Source organism: Achromobacter sp. CSND-B12 (assembly GCF_052906545.1).
Genome location: NZ_JBREGJ010000001.1, coordinates 2,432,252 through 2,445,433, shown reverse-complemented (window position 1 = coordinate 2,445,433; position 13,182 = coordinate 2,432,252). Strand labels below are relative to the sequence as shown.

The window sequence follows — 13,182 nt, the reverse complement described above, 5'->3', positions numbered from 1 at the left end:
ACTTATTGCCCGCGACCGCCCTGGGGGGCGGTGACGGGGGCGGGCCGCGCTATAGTGCAGCCGCGGCGCCCGCCTGGCGCCGTCCGTCCGCCATGAATATCGCCCGCATCGACCTCGTCACGCTCTCGCTTTTCGTCTCGGTGGCCCGCCAGGGCAGCATCTCGGCCGGCGCGCGCCAGTCGCACCTGGCGGTGGGCGCGGCCAGCAAGCGGATCTCGGACCTGGAGGCGGCGCTGGATACCCAGCTGCTGTACCGCAATGCGGCCGGCGTCGAGCTGACCGAGGCCGGCCAGGCCTGCCTGGTGCATGCCCTGCGGGTGCTGCAGGAAGTCGAGCAGATGGCCGGCACGCTATCGGACTATGCCCGCGGAGTGCGCGGGCAGGTGCGCATCGCCGCCAATACCTCGTCGCTGACGCAGTTCCTGCCGGAAGACCTGGCGTCCTTCATGGAAGCGCATCCCGCGGTGCGCATCGACCTGGAAGAGCAGAACAGCAGCGACATCGTCACTGCCGTGCTGGAGAACCGCGCCGACATCGGCGTGTTCGCCGACCGCACGCCGGCGGCGGGCCTGGCCACCGTGCCGTACCGGCTCGACGAGCTGGTGCTGATCGTGCCGCAGCGCCATCCGCTGGCGCGCCAGGCCAGCGTGGCGTTCGCCGATACCCTGGCCTACGATTACGTCGGCCTGCCGCCCGCCACCTCGCTGGCCACCCGCCTGGCCGACGAGAGCGGCCGGCTGGGCCGCGACATGCGGCTGCGCATCCAGGTGCGCAGCTTCGACGCCATCTGCCGCATGGTGGCCGCCACGCGCGGAGTCGGCATCCTGCCGCGCCTGGCGGCCGAGCCGCATGCGCGCTCCATGCCCATCCGGCTGATTCCGCTGGCCGACGATTGGGCGCGCCGCTGGCTGCTGCTGGGCGTGCGCGACGCCGATGCGCTGCCGGTGGCGGCGCGGCTGCTGCTGGCGCACCTGCGCGGCGCGCAGGACCCGGGCACGGCCTAGGGCCTGTTCACACTAAAAGGAGCCTCGCACAGGCCCTAGGGCTTTCTCGATCCGGGAATGCCCCCTTCCCGAATCGTCCATTCCGCCCCCGCGGACGATGGCGCACACTCCGCCATCATCGGTTGGATGCGCCCGGGAGGCGACATGGCAGGGCAGATACTCGCCGGCATACGCGTGCTGGAACTGGGACAACTCATCGCGGGACCGTTCGCCGCCAAGACGCTGGCGGACTTCGGCGCGCAGGTCGTCAAGATCGAACCGCCGGGGCAGGGCGATCCGCTGCGCAAATGGCGCCTGTTGCACGAGGGCACCTCGGTGTGGTGGGAGGCCCAGTCGCGCAACAAGCAGTCCGTGTGCGTCGACCTGCGCCAGCCCGAAGGCCAGGACATCGTGCGCCAGCTGGCGGCCGAGGCCGATGTGCTGATCGAGAATTTCCGCCCCGGCACGCTGGAGAAGTGGGGCCTGTCGTGGGAGACCCTGCACGCGTTGAACCCGCGCCTGATCATGCTGCGCATTTCGGGCTACGGCCAGACCGGTCCGAAGGCGCGCGAGCCGGGCTTTGCCGCGATTGGCGAAGCCATGGCCGGCCTGCGCTACCTGAATGGCGAACCCGGCCGCGCGCCGGTGCGCGCCGGCCTGTCGCTGGGCGACACCGTCGCCGGCCTGCACGGCGCGCTGGGCGTGCTGCTGGCGCTGTACCAGCGCGATGCCCGTGGCGGTCAGGGCCAGGTGATCGACGCGGCGCTGTACGAAAGCCTGTTCAACCTCAGCGAAAGCCTGCTGCCCGAGTATTCGGTGTTCGGCGCCGTGCGCGAACCGGCCGGCGCATCGCTGCCCGGCATCGCGCCGTCCAACGCTTATCCGTGCCGTGACGGCTATGTGCTGATCGCGGGCAATGGCGATGCCATCTACACCCGCCTGATGGCGCGCATCGGCCGCGACGACCTGGGCCGCGATCCCGACCTGGCGCACAACGACGGCCGCGCGCGCCGCGTCGCCGAGATCGACCTGGCCATCGGCGCCTGGACCGGCGAACGCTGCATAGACGAGGTGCTGCAGGCCATGCGCGAAGCCGACGTGCCGTCGGGCCGCATCTATTCGGTGGCCGACATCGCCCATGATCCGCATTACCAGGCGCGCGGCGCCATTACCCGCCTGGAGGCCGCCAGCGGCATCGCGGTGGACATGCCGGCGGTGTTTCCGTGCCTGTCGGCCAACCCCGGCTCGGTGCGCGAGCGCGCGCCGACGCTGGGCGAGCACACCGACGCGGTGCTGGCGGCGGCGGGCCTGAGCCCGGAACAGCGCGAGGCGCTGCGGGCGCGCGGCGTGATCGCATGAACCGCGCCATTCCCCTTAATCCGGCATCGAGGATGCGCTCATGAACACCGGTTCCCCCGTCCTGGAAATCAACGAGGTCGGCCCGCGCGACGGCTTGCAGATCGAAGCGCGCATGGTGCCCACCGAAGACAAGATCGCCTTCATCGACGCGTTGTCCGATTGCGGCTTCGCCCGCATCGAGGTCACCAGCTTCACCTCGCCCAAGGCGATTCCGGCCCTGGCCGACGCTGGCGCCGTGATACAGGGCATCCGCCGCCGGCCCGGCGTGATCTACACCGCGCTGGTGCCGAACATCCGCGGCCTGGAGCGGGCGCTGGAAGCGGGCGTCGACGAGATGAACCTGGTCATGTCGTGCAGCGAGACGCACAACCGCGCCAACCTGCGCATGACCCGCCAGCAATCGTTCGACGAACTCAGCCAGGTGCTGGCGGCCGCCGGACGCGCCGGCGCGCCTTGCAACGTCTCGCTGTCGACCGCGTTCGGCTGCCCGTTCGATGGCGACGTGCCGGCGGGGCAGGTGCTGGACCTGGCCGCCCGCCTGGTCGACGCCGGCGCCCGCGGCATTACGCTGTGCGACACCACCGGCATGGCCTACCCCAGCCAGGTCGGCGAGCTGTGCGCGCAGGCCGCGCAGCGCTTGCCGGGCACCGCGCTCACCGTTCACCTGCACAATACGCGCGGCATGGCCCTGGCCAACGCCGTCACCGCCTGGCAGGCCGGCATCACCCGCTTCGACGCGGCCGCGGGCGGCCTGGGTGGCTGTCCGTACGCGCCCGGCGCCAGCGGCAACGTCAACACCGAGGAACTGGTCCACATGTTCGAGTGCATGGGCGTGCGCACGGGCGTGTCGCTCCAAGCGCTGCTCGCCATCCTGCGCGGACTGCCGGGGCTGGTCGGCCGCGACCTGCCCATGGCGCTGTTGCGCGCCGGGCCGCGCCTGGCCGCGCATCCGCCGCCCGCGTGGCTGGCGGAGCGGTTCGGGCCGGCCGGCGGCGCCGCATAGGTTTTTGCTTCACACCACGCGCCTGGGGGCGCTTCATACAAAAACAGCAAGGAGACAATCGCATGACCGCATTTCGATCCATTCCCGTTCTACGCGCCTGCGCCATCGCGCTGGGCCTGGCCGCCGCGGGCGCCGCCCACGCGCAGGCGGATTTTCCCAATCGTCCCGTGACGCTGATCGTGTCCGCCGCGCCCGGCGGCACCACCGACATCGCCGCCCGCCTCATCGCCCAGCCCCTGGGCGCCGCGCTGGGACAGAGCGTGGTCGTCGAGAACAAGCCGGGCGCTTCCGGTGGCATCGCCGCCCAGGCGGTTGCCCGCGCCAAGCCCGACGGCTATACGTTGCTGCTGCAGTATTCCGGCTTCCAGGTCATCACCCCGCACGTCACGCCGACCTCCGGCTGGGATCCGATCAAGGACTTCGCGCCGGTGGCCAATGTGCTGTCCGCGCCCCAGGTGGTGGTGGTGCGGCCGGACCTGCCGATCAAGTCGCTGAAAGACCTGGTCGCGTACGCCAAGGCCAACCCGGGCAAGCTCAACTACGCATCGTCCGGCAATGGTTCGTTGCAGCAGGTCGCCACCGAACTGCTCAACCAGATGGCGGGCACGCAGATCACCCACATCCCGTACAAGGGCACAGGCCCCGCGCTGAACGACCTGCTGGGTGGCGCCGTCGACATGACCATCACCACGCCGCCGCCGCTGCTGGGCCAGATCGCCGCCGGCAAGCTGCGCGCGCTGGCCGTCACCGGCAACACGCGCCTGGCGTCGCTGCCGGACGTGCCCACCGCCGCCGAGGCCGGTTATCCCGGCCTGATCGTCTCGTCCTGGTTCGCCATGTACGCGCCCAAGGACACGCCCGCGCCGGTGGTGGACAAGATCGCCGGTGAAATCCAGAAGATCATGCAGACCGACGCCTTCCGCCAGAAGGCGGCCGAGCAGGGCGCCGAGGCGGAATTCATGGGGCCGAAGGCGCTGGGCGACTACACCCAGGCCGAGCTGGACCGCTGGGGCAAGGTGGTGAAGGCGGCGGGCATCACGGCGAATTGAGAGGGACGGCCTGGGGCGGAAAAACCCAGGCTATAATCTTGGCCTCTGCCCCGGTCTTGTGCCGGGGCACGACACCCGAGCGGGTGTAGTTCAATGGTAGAACGGCAGCTTCCCAAGCTTCATACGAGGGTTCGATTCCCTTCACCCGCTCCACTTCGACTTTCCAGGGCGTTCCAAGGACGTCCATGGAGTGTTGCAAGTCATTGTCACGGTTCGATTTTTTAAGAATCTTCGATCCAGTGACGTCCAGCGAAATCCACTGACAGCCGGTCAAAACTGGTACAAAAAGTGGCCCAAACAATGCGCGAACTTCCCTTGCCGCATTGTTGCTGGAGGAGCCGGAGCCCGATGGGAAACATGGCACTCAACTCGCTTTCATGGAGTTGGGATCATGCTTTCAGACCTTATGGCCCGGCAGGCCAAGTGCACCGGCAAGCCATACGCGCTGGCCGACTTCGACGGCCTCTATCTCTACGTTTCCGCCATCGGCACCAAGGCTTGGCACTTCCGCTATTCGTGGTTTGGCAAGCGAGAGCGCATCACCCTTGGCAACTATCCAGCGCTCTCGCTGAAGGACGCCCGTGCGCTTCGCGATGAAGCCCGCTCGCTGCTCGCCAAGGGCGTCAATCCGCACAGCGAACGCAAGCGCAGGCGGCACGCGATCGTCCTGGCCGGCGAGCACACCTTCATGGCCGTCTACGAGCAATGGCTGGCCCATCGCCGGCTCTCGCTGGAGGAAGGAAGGCAGACCAGCCTGGAACAGATCGGGCGCGTCTTCAAGAAAGATGTGTTCCCCTCGCTGCGGCACCTGACCATCTACGAGATCACCCGCGCACACCTGCTGGACATCATCGGCAAGGTGGAAAAGCGCGGCTCGCTGTCGGTGGCCGAGAAGCTGAGGACCTGGTTCACCCAGTTGTTCACCTACGCCACGGTGGCGATTCCCAACATGGGCGATAACCCGTCCAGGGACCTGGAAGTGGTCGCGCTGCCATTGCCGCCGGTCGAACACAACCCGTTCCTGCGCATGCACGAGCTGCCAGTCATGCTGCAGACACTGCGCAAGTACCGCGGGCGCCTGAACACGCAGTTGGGCTTGCGGCTGTTGATGCTCACCGGTGTGCGCACTGGCGAGTTGCGCTTCGCCACGCCCGATCAGTTCGACCTCGACCGGGGCCTGTGGATCATCCCGGTGGCCAGGCTCAAGCAGCGCAAGCTGCTCACCAGGAAGAAGCGCAAGCGTCTCATCGACATCCCGCCCTACATCGTGCCGCTGTCGGTGCAGGCGCAGGAGATCGTTCGCCACCTGCTCGACAACTTCAAGCCGGCCCAGGTCTACCTGATCCCGGGCGACTGGTGCCTCAAGCATCCCGTCAGCGAGAACACGTTTAACGGGGCGCTCAAGCGCATGGGCTACGAGGACCAGCTGACCGGCCACGGCATCCGTGCCACGATCTCGACGGCGCTGAACGAACTCGGGTACCCGAAGAAATGGGTGGACGCCCAGCTCTCGCATGCCGACCCGGACAGGATCAGCGCGACCTACAACCATGCCGAATACGTCGAGCAGCGCCGCGTCATGATGCAGGACTGGGCCGATCGCCTGGACCTGTTCGAGCAGAACCAGGTCGAGGTTGCCAGCCGGCATCTGACCATCACGCTCCAGGGCCTGCCGACCATCGCCGGCCAGGCGGCCGCGCAGCCGCCGGTGGTCGACCTCTCCGCGCCGCAACTGATCGTGACCGCGCCGGCGCCCGGCCAACCCGAAGCGCCGGCATCGGTGCAGCGGTTGTCGGCCGTGCGCATGCCCGAGTACGCACGGCCGCGCCTGTCGGAGGTGCAGCGCGAACGCCAGCAAGTGCTGGAGACCTTCGAGGCGCCGCACAACCTCTCAGTGGCGGACTACGCCAGGCTCGCGGGCAAGTCGCGCCGCTGGATCACCTACGAGATCCAGGCCGGCAACCTGCTGTCGATCCACATGGGGCATCGCGGGCAGCGCGTGCCGGACTGGCAGCTCGATCCGCTCAAGCGCAGGCTGGTCCAGTCCGTGCTGAAGCAACTGCCACGGGGCATCGACACCTGGGACATCTACCACGCACTCCTGCGCTCGTACGAGGCGCTCGGGACACGGCCGGCCATCGAAGCCGTCAACCCAACGAACCTGCACCTTGCCGCGCGGCTGGTGGCCGCACAGTGCACGCAGGCGAGCGAGCCAGTCGTGACGACCGAGTTCCCTGAGCCGGTCCGGCAAAGCGTGCAGCGGCTGGTGCGCGAAGCCGTCGCTGCCGATGCCGCCGAAGCGACGGCCGGAGATTGATCAAGCCAGGGTCGCGCCGAGGTTCGGTCAGGCGCTTGCCTGGAGCGCTTGGAAAAACGGCTCCAGGTGGGTGCTGTCCGTACTACGACGGCTCAGGAAGTACGTGGTGAGCGTCAGCGCGCCCTCTTGCAAGGGACGCTGGACAACGCCAAGGGAACGATGACCCTCGATGCGGGCGGCGGGTGCGAGGCAGACGCCGTAGCCGGCGGCCACCAAGGTCATCATCAACCCGAACGATGTGGCCGTCGTGACGGCCGAGGGAACGACGCCGGCCGCCGTCAGCAGTGAGTCGATCTGCCCGCAGTAGCCCACACAGCCGCGCCCATCCAGGGCGATCCAAGGGTGGTCGGCCGCCTGCTCCAGGGACACTGACGCGAAGGCCAGCAAGGGGTGATGGGCCGACACGGCCAATGCCAGCGTGTCGCGCCAGACGGGGCGCACATCGATGCCTTCCGGTGCTGCGGGCGACTGGCAGAGGCCTGCCTCGAAGGCCCCCGCGAGCAGTCCTCGATGCAGATCCACCAGGCGTTCTTCATGAAGGCGAATGGGGTGGTCCGGATGGCGCCGGCGATGTTCCGCCATCGGCACCGACAACCGGGGATAGGCCAGGCAGTCCGACAGGGCAATGTTCAAGGGATCGGGAGCGATCATCGTGTCACCTGCACAACGCCGACACTGGGAAAAACCGGGCGCGACCGGTCGATGAGATAAGTTTAATGTGGTTTAGATTCGCTTTGCGCGTGACGCTTCTGTTGATGCAGAAGCGATCGGTGCAACGCGGGAGACCCGCAGGGACAAGAACCTATGAAAGCGAGCCAGCGCGCGCTTTCGGCGTTGCCGTGCGCGAGGCCCGGTCCGCGCAGGGGCTGGCGCAGGAGGTGCTCGCGGAACAGGCGGGCATCGCCCGGTCGCACATGGGCAAGATCGAGCGCGGCGAGCACATGCCCACGCTGGTGTTGATCCTGCGGATCGCGAAGGGGCTGGGGTGCTCGGCCGCGACGCTGATGGCCGCGACCGAGGCGCAACTGTCCGAGGAAGAGAGCGGCACCGAATAGCCATGCCGTCGTGGCGGTGAGGTGTCAACAACGTTCTTGTACGTCAAGGCTGTGACTTGCCAGGTGTTCATTGCCACCTCGCATTTGACACGCGGCCTTTTTCGTAACATCATTTGTTTCATGAAAAGAGACAGCCGCCTCTCGTCTGTCCTGCATGCGCTGCTGCACATGGCCGAGCAGGATGGACCCGTTACCTCGGAAACCTTGGCGCTGTGCCTGGGAACCAACCCGGTCGTCGTTCGACGCACGATGGGATACCTGCGGCAAGCGGGAATCGTCACCTCCGAACGAGGCCACGCAGGAGGATGGCGTATCCACGCCGACCTTGGCAGCGTCACCCTGCGTCAGTTGCACGAAGCCCTGGGAGAGCCGGCGACGTTTGCCATCGGCAACCGCAACGAGACACCGGAGTGTCTGGTCGAGCAGACGGTCAATGCGGCACTCGAAGGCACGTTTGCCGAAGCCGAGGCGCTGCTGCTCACGCGGTTTTCGGAAATCACCCTTGCCGATCTGGCCTCTGACTTCGCACGCCGGCATGCGGCCTTACGACACTCAAGGAATAAATCATGAATCACGACGTGATCGTCGTCGGCGGAAGCTACTCAGGCATGGCCGCGACCCTGCAACTGGTGCGCGCACGCAGGTCAGTGCTGGTGATCGATGCGGGCCAGCGGCGCAACCGCTTCGCCAGCCATTCACACGGATTTCTCGGCCAGGATGGTGTGCCGCCAGGTGAAATCGCTGCAAACGCACGCCGCCAGCTCGAGGCCTATCCAACGCTGACCTGGCTTGAAGGTCGGGTGGAAGCGGTCGCCGGGCAGGCGGACGAATTCACCGTCACGACGGCCGATGGCGAGTCGCACCTGGGGCGACGCATTCTATTGGCGACGGGGGTGACCGACCAGCTTTCAGCCATCGACGGACTCGCGCAACGCTGGGGGAAGACGGTTTTTCACTGCCCGTACTGCCATGGCTATGAACTTGGACAGGGACGCATCGGCATCGTCGGTGCCAGCCCGATGTCCATCCATCAGGCTGAGCTGCTGACGGATTGGGGGGATGTCACCTTGCTCGTCAACGGTGCATTGGAACTCAACGAGGAAATCAGGTCCACTTTGGAACGCCGAGGCGTGGTCATCGACGAGGCCCGCATCGACAGGATCGAGGGACATGCCGACGTGACGATGGTGGATGGGAGGCGACTGAGCTTTGCGGGCCTGTTTGTTGTAACGCGAACCGCCCCCTCCAGCCCTTTGGCCGAGACAATCGGTTGTGCACTGGAAGAAACGCCCATGGGCATCCAGATCCGCACGGATGCCGAGAGCAAGACCTCGGTGCCTGGGGTCTTTGCCTGCGGCGACGCGGCACGGTTTCCTCATTCGGTGTCGCTGGCCGTGGGCAACGGGGCCATGACGGGATTTCACATTCACCGATCACTGCTTTGGCCCGAGACGATCGAGCCAGCGCAAGCGGAAAGCCGCGCTCTATGACGTCGTTCTCCGACCCGGCGGCTGTATCGGGCTATGCGGAAAGAACCGCGAGGATCGTGCCGGGCCTGTGCGACCTGCACCGGATGGCGGGCGTGCTACTGGCCGAACGCGCGCCTTCGCAAGCGCGCATCCTGGTGCTCGGCGCCGGCGGCGGGCTGGAACTGAAGGCCTTCGCCGAAATGCAGCCCGGCTGGCAGTTCGACGGCGTCGATCCCTCCGCAGAGATGCTCGAACTCGCCCGCACGATCCTGGGCCCGATGGCGTCTCACGTGCGCTTGCACGAAGGCTATATCGACAGCGCCCCCAAGGGGCCGTTCGATGGCGCGACCTGCCTGCTGACACTGCATTTCCTGCCGCCAGCCGAGCGCCTGAAGACGCTGCAGCAAATGCACCTGCGACTCAAGCCCGGTGCGCCCCTTGTCGTCGCGCATCACAGTTATCCCAGCGAAGATCCCGGTCGGGACAGATGGCTCTCGCGCAATGCGGCGTTCGCGGCTACTTCCGGCGTACCCGTGCGTCAAGCCGAAGGCAGCATCGCGGCGATCAAGGAACGGCTGCCCGTGCTTTCGCCCGCGCAGGATGTCGATCTGCTCCGCGAGGCTGGATTCACGCACATCGACCTTTTCTATTGCGCGTTCACCTTCAAGGGTTGGGCCGCCCATCGAGCATGAGGGGGTATCGACGATGCAAGACATAGGGTCGGCAGGTGCGCTGCCCGTGTGTGGCGAGGAGACTCCTAGCCGCGCGCCAGGGACAGGTAGGGGTTGTCCGGCGGGACTTCCGCGAACAATGCCGAAGGCGCCGCCAACAGATAGCCGTGCAACCGCCGCGACTTGCGCGGTCCTGTGACATCGCAGGTCCAGATGTTCAGGCCGCTGTCCTGTTTGCGGTGCAGCCCCAGCTTCTCGAAGCGCTTTTGCACCCATTGCCAGTCGTGCAGATCGTCCTGTCGGGCCAGCGCCTGGATCTCCGGATGTTCCTGCACGTAGCGCTGGAAGACGCCGGGGCTGACCAGGTACGCCGTGCCATCGACGGTATGCACCAGTGCCTTCGCATCGTTGATGATGAGCTTGCGCGACTCGATGCCTTGCCTGAGCCAGGCGATGAAGGCTTCCCCGGACGGCGTGGCCTTCGCGGGAGCCGGCATCGTGGCAGGACCGGTCAGCGCCGAATGGGTCACTGTCACAGTTGCTCCGGCGGATGGTGACGGCGGTTCCGCGCTGGCGGACGATGCACCGGCGGTGGCTGCGTCGGACGCATCGAGCATCGACAGCAGATCGGAGACCGGGTCCGCGAGCCCGGCCGGGGAATCCGCCACCCCAGGGGGCGGTGAGGTGGCCGGGATGCCGTCGGAGCCCGGCGCTGCCTCATCGCCAGGGAGGGGCTCTTCCGTCGTGACCGTGCCGGCGAACGGTGCGGGACGCTCGCCCGACTCCCAGATCAAGGCCGGCGACAGGCGCAGGAAGGTAAAGCTGTGCGACCAGCCGGTGCCGCTCGTGACGGTCGCCCGCCAGATCGCCTTCCCATTCGGGGCGGGCTGCGCGATGCCATGGTCCTGGAGCACCGTGAAGACGGCGGTATTGTTCGATGGGATGCCTTCGATGCCCTGCGACAGGAGGTGCGCGCGCAGCTTGTCGCTGACCGTCTTGCTGACGAGCCAGAGTGCGTCCTGGGTCAGCCATCCATCCGACGGGCCGCCGGGCTGGTTCAGCTTGAACTCCTCGCGCAGCAGGTAGCGCAGGCCATCCAGCAGCTTGCGCTGCAGCGCATGCTTCGGCGCCGCCATGGCCCTGGCCGGATCACCGCCGAGCGCCAGGGCCACCGATGCCTGGTCGGCCTTGACGACCAGCTCGCCCAGCGTGCCGGCATGCTCGTACTGGCCCGCCAGGACGTAGAGCAGCGCCGACCATAGATCGTGGTAGTCGCTCAGCCAGTCGAGGATGCCGGCATCGAGCACACGGGTGTAGAGCAGCCCAGTGGCGGCGCCATGCAGCCGGTACTCGCGATCCGTCCGGTAACGAAAGCGGTACGGCTGCCGCAGCGGCCCGTGCCAGGGGTGCCAGACCAGGCCATCGGCCTGCTCGACGTGCAGGTCGACCGCGATCTTGCCAATGTCGTGCAGCAGCGCGGCGTAGGCGGTGCCGGCGGTCCAGGCCTCGGCTTGCGCGGCCTGGGCCTCGGGCGAGGCGCCGGCCGGAAGCAAGTGGGACTGCCTCAGCTTGAGCGCGTAGGCCACGATCTCCAGGCCGTGGTCCAGCATGCCGCCCGGCCAGGCATGGTGATGCGCCTCCGAGGCCGGGAACTGCTGGACCAGCTCGGCGTAGCGCTCCAGTGGCGCCAGGTACAGCGAGCGGAACTGCCGACGCGACAGCGAGGTGCGCTGCCAGATGTGTTCCAGCAATCGCTGCCGGCGCGGCTCCGCCAGCAGCGATGTGGCCGACTGCGGCCGGGTCAACCCTTTGGCAGGCTCGACGGGAGGCGGCGCCGCGGCGTTGGCCAGCGGCACCCATTTGCGCTGGAACAGCGAAAGCATGGCGACATCCTGGTGATGGGCTGGCCGGAGGAGCCTTTTGGCCTTTTCGGGTAGGGCCTTTCCCGTTGAGGCCATTCCCTTGCCCCTTCCCCAGCCCTTTGGCCTTCGACAAGCCCTTTGGTATAGGGGCAGTTGGCTTCGTGTGCCGCAATCAATGCGGAGCCCGTGCGCTCCAGGATCGGACGGAACAAGCACTGTGTTTTCACCGGATCAGGCAGTTTCAACCGGCGCTGAAAGCACGGCAGGTCCTGAAATCCATGCGCCCGGAGGCATGCTTGTCGGGAATGAAGTAAGGAAGTAAGATTTCCTTTGAAACTTACGGAGGCTTCCCATGCTTGCCAAGCTCACTTCGAAAAACCAGATCACGCTGCCCAAGGCGGCCGTGTCCGGCGTGGATGCGGCGGAGTACTTCGACGTGACCGTCGAGGGCGGTCGGATCGTCCTGACCCCCGTGCGGGTCCAGAAGGCCCAGGCCGTGCGCGAGAAGCTGGAGCAACTCGGGATCACCGAGCAGGACGTCGAGGATGCCGTGGCCTGGGCGCGGCGCTGATGCGCAGGGTCGTGCTCGACACCAACATCGTGCTGTCGGCGCTGGTCTTCAATGCAGGACGCCTGGCCTGGATACGCCATGCCTGGCAGCAACAGCAGTTGCAGCCGCTGGTCTGCCGGGAGACGGCCAGTGAATTCCTGCGCGTCCTGGCCTTTCCCAAGTTCAAGCTGTCGACCTTGGAACAGCAGGAGTTGCTGGCGGACTTCCTGCCCTACGCCGATGTGGTGGAACTGCCGATGCCATGGCCCGACCTGCCGGCCTGCCGCGACGAGAAGGACCAGGTGTTCCTGGTGCTCGCGCATGTCGGCAAGGCGGATGCGTTGATCACAGGCGATGCGGACATTCTCGCCATGCGAGAGGACTTTCCCGGCTTGATCATGACCGCCGAAGCATTCGCGGCGCGGCAGGCATGAAGGAGAACGGCACCGCCTAGCCCAACGACCGTGGAACGACCATGAGGTAGCCAACCATGAAGCACACCGCACGCATGACCACCGCAGCGCGACTCGGCCGCTGGCTGGGCGGTGTATGGGGCGGTTGCCTGCGCGCGGAGCGTCGGGCGCATCGGTGGCTGATGGCACAGGGACTGCCGGCAGGCGGTGCAACGGTGCTGATCTGGGTGGTCAAGCTGGCGACCCTTGGGGTGTTGCTGTACGTCAAGGTCTGGGCGGCGCTGTTGCTGGTCGCTCTCGCTGTGGCAGCCAGGATGGCGGAGCAAGCGCCGCAAGGTGACGATGATTTCCTCGGACGCAAGGCTGAAGAGCTGGATCATCGCGAAAGCCTTGCCTACGACCCCATCAACTACAGCGATGACCCAGATCCACGATTCGAAGACGATTGAAC

14 protein-coding genes and 1 tRNA gene are annotated in these 13,182 nt (G+C 66.8%); 13 read left to right on the top strand and 2 right to left on the bottom strand.

Annotated elements, in window-relative coordinates; genetic code table 11:
• Nucleotides 1–92 precede the first annotated feature (92 nt).
• The 6 genes from ACUTAG_RS11430 (at nucleotide 93) to ACUTAG_RS11405 (ending at nucleotide 6,711) form a co-directional block, all read left to right on the top strand.
• Nucleotides 93–1,004 carry a LysR family transcriptional regulator gene (locus ACUTAG_RS11430; protein WP_024070492.1) on the top strand — a complete coding sequence of 304 codons (912 nt, stop codon included), beginning with the start codon at nucleotides 93–95 and terminating at the stop codon, nucleotides 1,002–1,004.
• Between the two features lie 144 nt (nucleotides 1,005–1,148).
• Nucleotides 1,149–2,342 carry a CaiB/BaiF CoA transferase family protein gene (locus tag ACUTAG_RS11425; RefSeq protein ID WP_148317263.1) on the top strand — a complete coding sequence of 398 codons (1,194 nt, stop codon included), beginning with the start codon at nucleotides 1,149–1,151 and terminating at the stop codon, nucleotides 2,340–2,342.
• A gap of 40 nt (nucleotides 2,343–2,382) precedes the next feature.
• Nucleotides 2,383–3,345, top strand: coding sequence for a hydroxymethylglutaryl-CoA lyase (locus tag ACUTAG_RS11420; RefSeq protein WP_148317261.1), 963 nt, complete (start codon nucleotides 2,383–2,385; stop codon nucleotides 3,343–3,345).
• Between the two features lie 62 nt (nucleotides 3,346–3,407).
• On the top strand, nucleotides 3,408–4,394 hold the full coding sequence (locus tag ACUTAG_RS11415; protein ID WP_006385763.1) for a Bug family tripartite tricarboxylate transporter substrate binding protein: 987 nt from the start codon (nucleotides 3,408–3,410) through the stop codon (nucleotides 4,392–4,394).
• A 79-nt stretch (nucleotides 4,395–4,473) separates the two neighbouring features.
• Nucleotides 4,474–4,547 (top strand) — tRNA-Gly (locus ACUTAG_RS11410).
• A 238-nt stretch (nucleotides 4,548–4,785) separates the two neighbouring features.
• Nucleotides 4,786–6,711 (top strand): tyrosine-type recombinase/integrase, encoded by a 1,926-nt coding sequence (locus ACUTAG_RS11405; RefSeq protein WP_446650177.1) that lies wholly within the window; start codon nucleotides 4,786–4,788, stop codon nucleotides 6,709–6,711.
• Nucleotides 6,712–6,738: 27 nt separating this feature from the next.
• Here ACUTAG_RS11405 and ACUTAG_RS11400 read toward each other — a convergent pair whose 3' ends face one another.
• Entirely contained in the window at nucleotides 6,739–7,362 is a 624-nt protein-coding gene (locus tag ACUTAG_RS11400; RefSeq protein ID WP_032972513.1) for a LysR family substrate-binding domain-containing protein, read from the bottom strand.
• Between the two features lie 104 nt (nucleotides 7,363–7,466).
• On the opposite strand from ACUTAG_RS11400, the gene ACUTAG_RS11395 reads away from it, so the two are divergent.
• From ACUTAG_RS11395 to ACUTAG_RS11380, 4 genes are all read left to right on the top strand, one after another.
• Nucleotides 7,467–7,766: a helix-turn-helix domain-containing protein gene (locus tag ACUTAG_RS11395; protein ID WP_027350562.1), complete on the top strand. Its 300-nt coding sequence runs from the start codon at nucleotides 7,467–7,469 to the stop codon at nucleotides 7,764–7,766.
• A gap of 120 nt (nucleotides 7,767–7,886) precedes the next feature.
• Nucleotides 7,887–8,336, top strand: coding sequence for an Rrf2 family transcriptional regulator (locus tag ACUTAG_RS11390; RefSeq protein WP_032972743.1), 450 nt, complete (start codon nucleotides 7,887–7,889; stop codon nucleotides 8,334–8,336).
• Entirely contained in the window at nucleotides 8,333–9,256 is a 924-nt protein-coding gene (locus tag ACUTAG_RS11385) for an NAD(P)/FAD-dependent oxidoreductase (protein WP_446650176.1), read from the top strand. The genes ACUTAG_RS11390 and ACUTAG_RS11385 overlap by 4 nt, the downstream gene beginning before the upstream one ends.
• Nucleotides 9,253–9,927, top strand: a complete 675-nt coding sequence (locus ACUTAG_RS11380) for a class I SAM-dependent methyltransferase (RefSeq protein ID WP_446650175.1) — start codon at nucleotides 9,253–9,255, stop codon at nucleotides 9,925–9,927. The genes ACUTAG_RS11385 and ACUTAG_RS11380 overlap by 4 nt, the downstream gene beginning before the upstream one ends.
• 65 nt (nucleotides 9,928–9,992) lie before the next feature.
• On the opposite strand, the gene mobH is transcribed toward ACUTAG_RS11380, so the two are convergent.
• Nucleotides 9,993–11,789 carry a MobH family relaxase gene (mobH, locus tag ACUTAG_RS11375; RefSeq protein WP_446650174.1) on the bottom strand — a complete coding sequence of 599 codons (1,797 nt, stop codon included), beginning with the start codon at nucleotides 11,787–11,789 and terminating at the stop codon, nucleotides 9,993–9,995.
• A 331-nt stretch (nucleotides 11,790–12,120) separates the two neighbouring features.
• Between mobH and ACUTAG_RS11370 the strand changes: the two genes are divergently transcribed.
• Genes ACUTAG_RS11370 through ACUTAG_RS11360 form a run of 3 tightly spaced genes read left to right on the top strand, consistent with a single transcriptional unit; the run spans nucleotide 12,121 to nucleotide 13,180 of the window.
• Complete coding sequence (locus tag ACUTAG_RS11370; protein ID WP_006489017.1) at nucleotides 12,121–12,339, top strand: AbrB/MazE/SpoVT family DNA-binding domain-containing protein; 219 nt, start codon at nucleotides 12,121–12,123, stop codon at nucleotides 12,337–12,339.
• On the top strand, nucleotides 12,339–12,752 hold the full coding sequence (locus ACUTAG_RS11365) for a putative toxin-antitoxin system toxin component, PIN family (RefSeq protein ID WP_121493193.1): 414 nt from the start codon (nucleotides 12,339–12,341) through the stop codon (nucleotides 12,750–12,752). The genes ACUTAG_RS11370 and ACUTAG_RS11365 overlap by 1 nt, the downstream gene beginning before the upstream one ends.
• A 56-nt stretch (nucleotides 12,753–12,808) precedes the next feature.
• Nucleotides 12,809–13,180, top strand: coding sequence for a DUF3742 family protein (locus ACUTAG_RS11360; RefSeq protein ID WP_121493192.1), 372 nt, complete (start codon nucleotides 12,809–12,811; stop codon nucleotides 13,178–13,180).
• Nucleotides 13,181–13,182 lie beyond the last annotated feature (2 nt).

Excerpts from the sequence above, each read along its gene's own strand:
- ACUTAG_RS11430 (WP_024070492.1), top strand. The coding sequence starts at position 93 with ATGAATATCGCCCGCATCGACCTCGTCACGCTCTCGCTTTTCGTCTCG.
- ACUTAG_RS11425 (WP_148317263.1), top strand. The coding sequence starts at position 1,149 with ATGGCAGGGCAGATACTCGCCGGCATACGCGTGCTGGAACTGGGACAA.
- ACUTAG_RS11420 (WP_148317261.1), top strand. The coding sequence starts at position 2,383 with ATGAACACCGGTTCCCCCGTCCTGGAAATCAACGAGGTCGGCCCGCGC.
- ACUTAG_RS11415 (WP_006385763.1), top strand. The coding sequence starts at position 3,408 with ATGACCGCATTTCGATCCATTCCCGTTCTACGCGCCTGCGCCATCGCG.
- ACUTAG_RS11405 (WP_446650177.1), top strand. The coding sequence starts at position 4,786 with ATGCTTTCAGACCTTATGGCCCGGCAGGCCAAGTGCACCGGCAAGCCA.
- ACUTAG_RS11400 (WP_032972513.1), bottom strand. The coding sequence starts at position 7,362 with ATGATCGCTCCCGATCCCTTGAACATTGCCCTGTCGGACTGCCTGGCC.
- ACUTAG_RS11395 (WP_027350562.1), top strand. The coding sequence starts at position 7,467 with ATGCAGAAGCGATCGGTGCAACGCGGGAGACCCGCAGGGACAAGAACC.
- ACUTAG_RS11390 (WP_032972743.1), top strand. The coding sequence starts at position 7,887 with ATGAAAAGAGACAGCCGCCTCTCGTCTGTCCTGCATGCGCTGCTGCAC.
- ACUTAG_RS11385 (WP_446650176.1), top strand. The coding sequence starts at position 8,333 with ATGAATCACGACGTGATCGTCGTCGGCGGAAGCTACTCAGGCATGGCC.
- ACUTAG_RS11380 (WP_446650175.1), top strand. The coding sequence starts at position 9,253 with ATGACGTCGTTCTCCGACCCGGCGGCTGTATCGGGCTATGCGGAAAGA.
- mobH (WP_446650174.1), bottom strand. The coding sequence starts at position 11,789 with ATGCTTTCGCTGTTCCAGCGCAAATGGGTGCCGCTGGCCAACGCCGCG.
- ACUTAG_RS11370 (WP_006489017.1), top strand. The coding sequence starts at position 12,121 with ATGCTTGCCAAGCTCACTTCGAAAAACCAGATCACGCTGCCCAAGGCG.
- ACUTAG_RS11365 (WP_121493193.1), top strand. The coding sequence starts at position 12,339 with ATGCGCAGGGTCGTGCTCGACACCAACATCGTGCTGTCGGCGCTGGTC.
- ACUTAG_RS11360 (WP_121493192.1), top strand. The coding sequence starts at position 12,809 with ATGAAGCACACCGCACGCATGACCACCGCAGCGCGACTCGGCCGCTGG.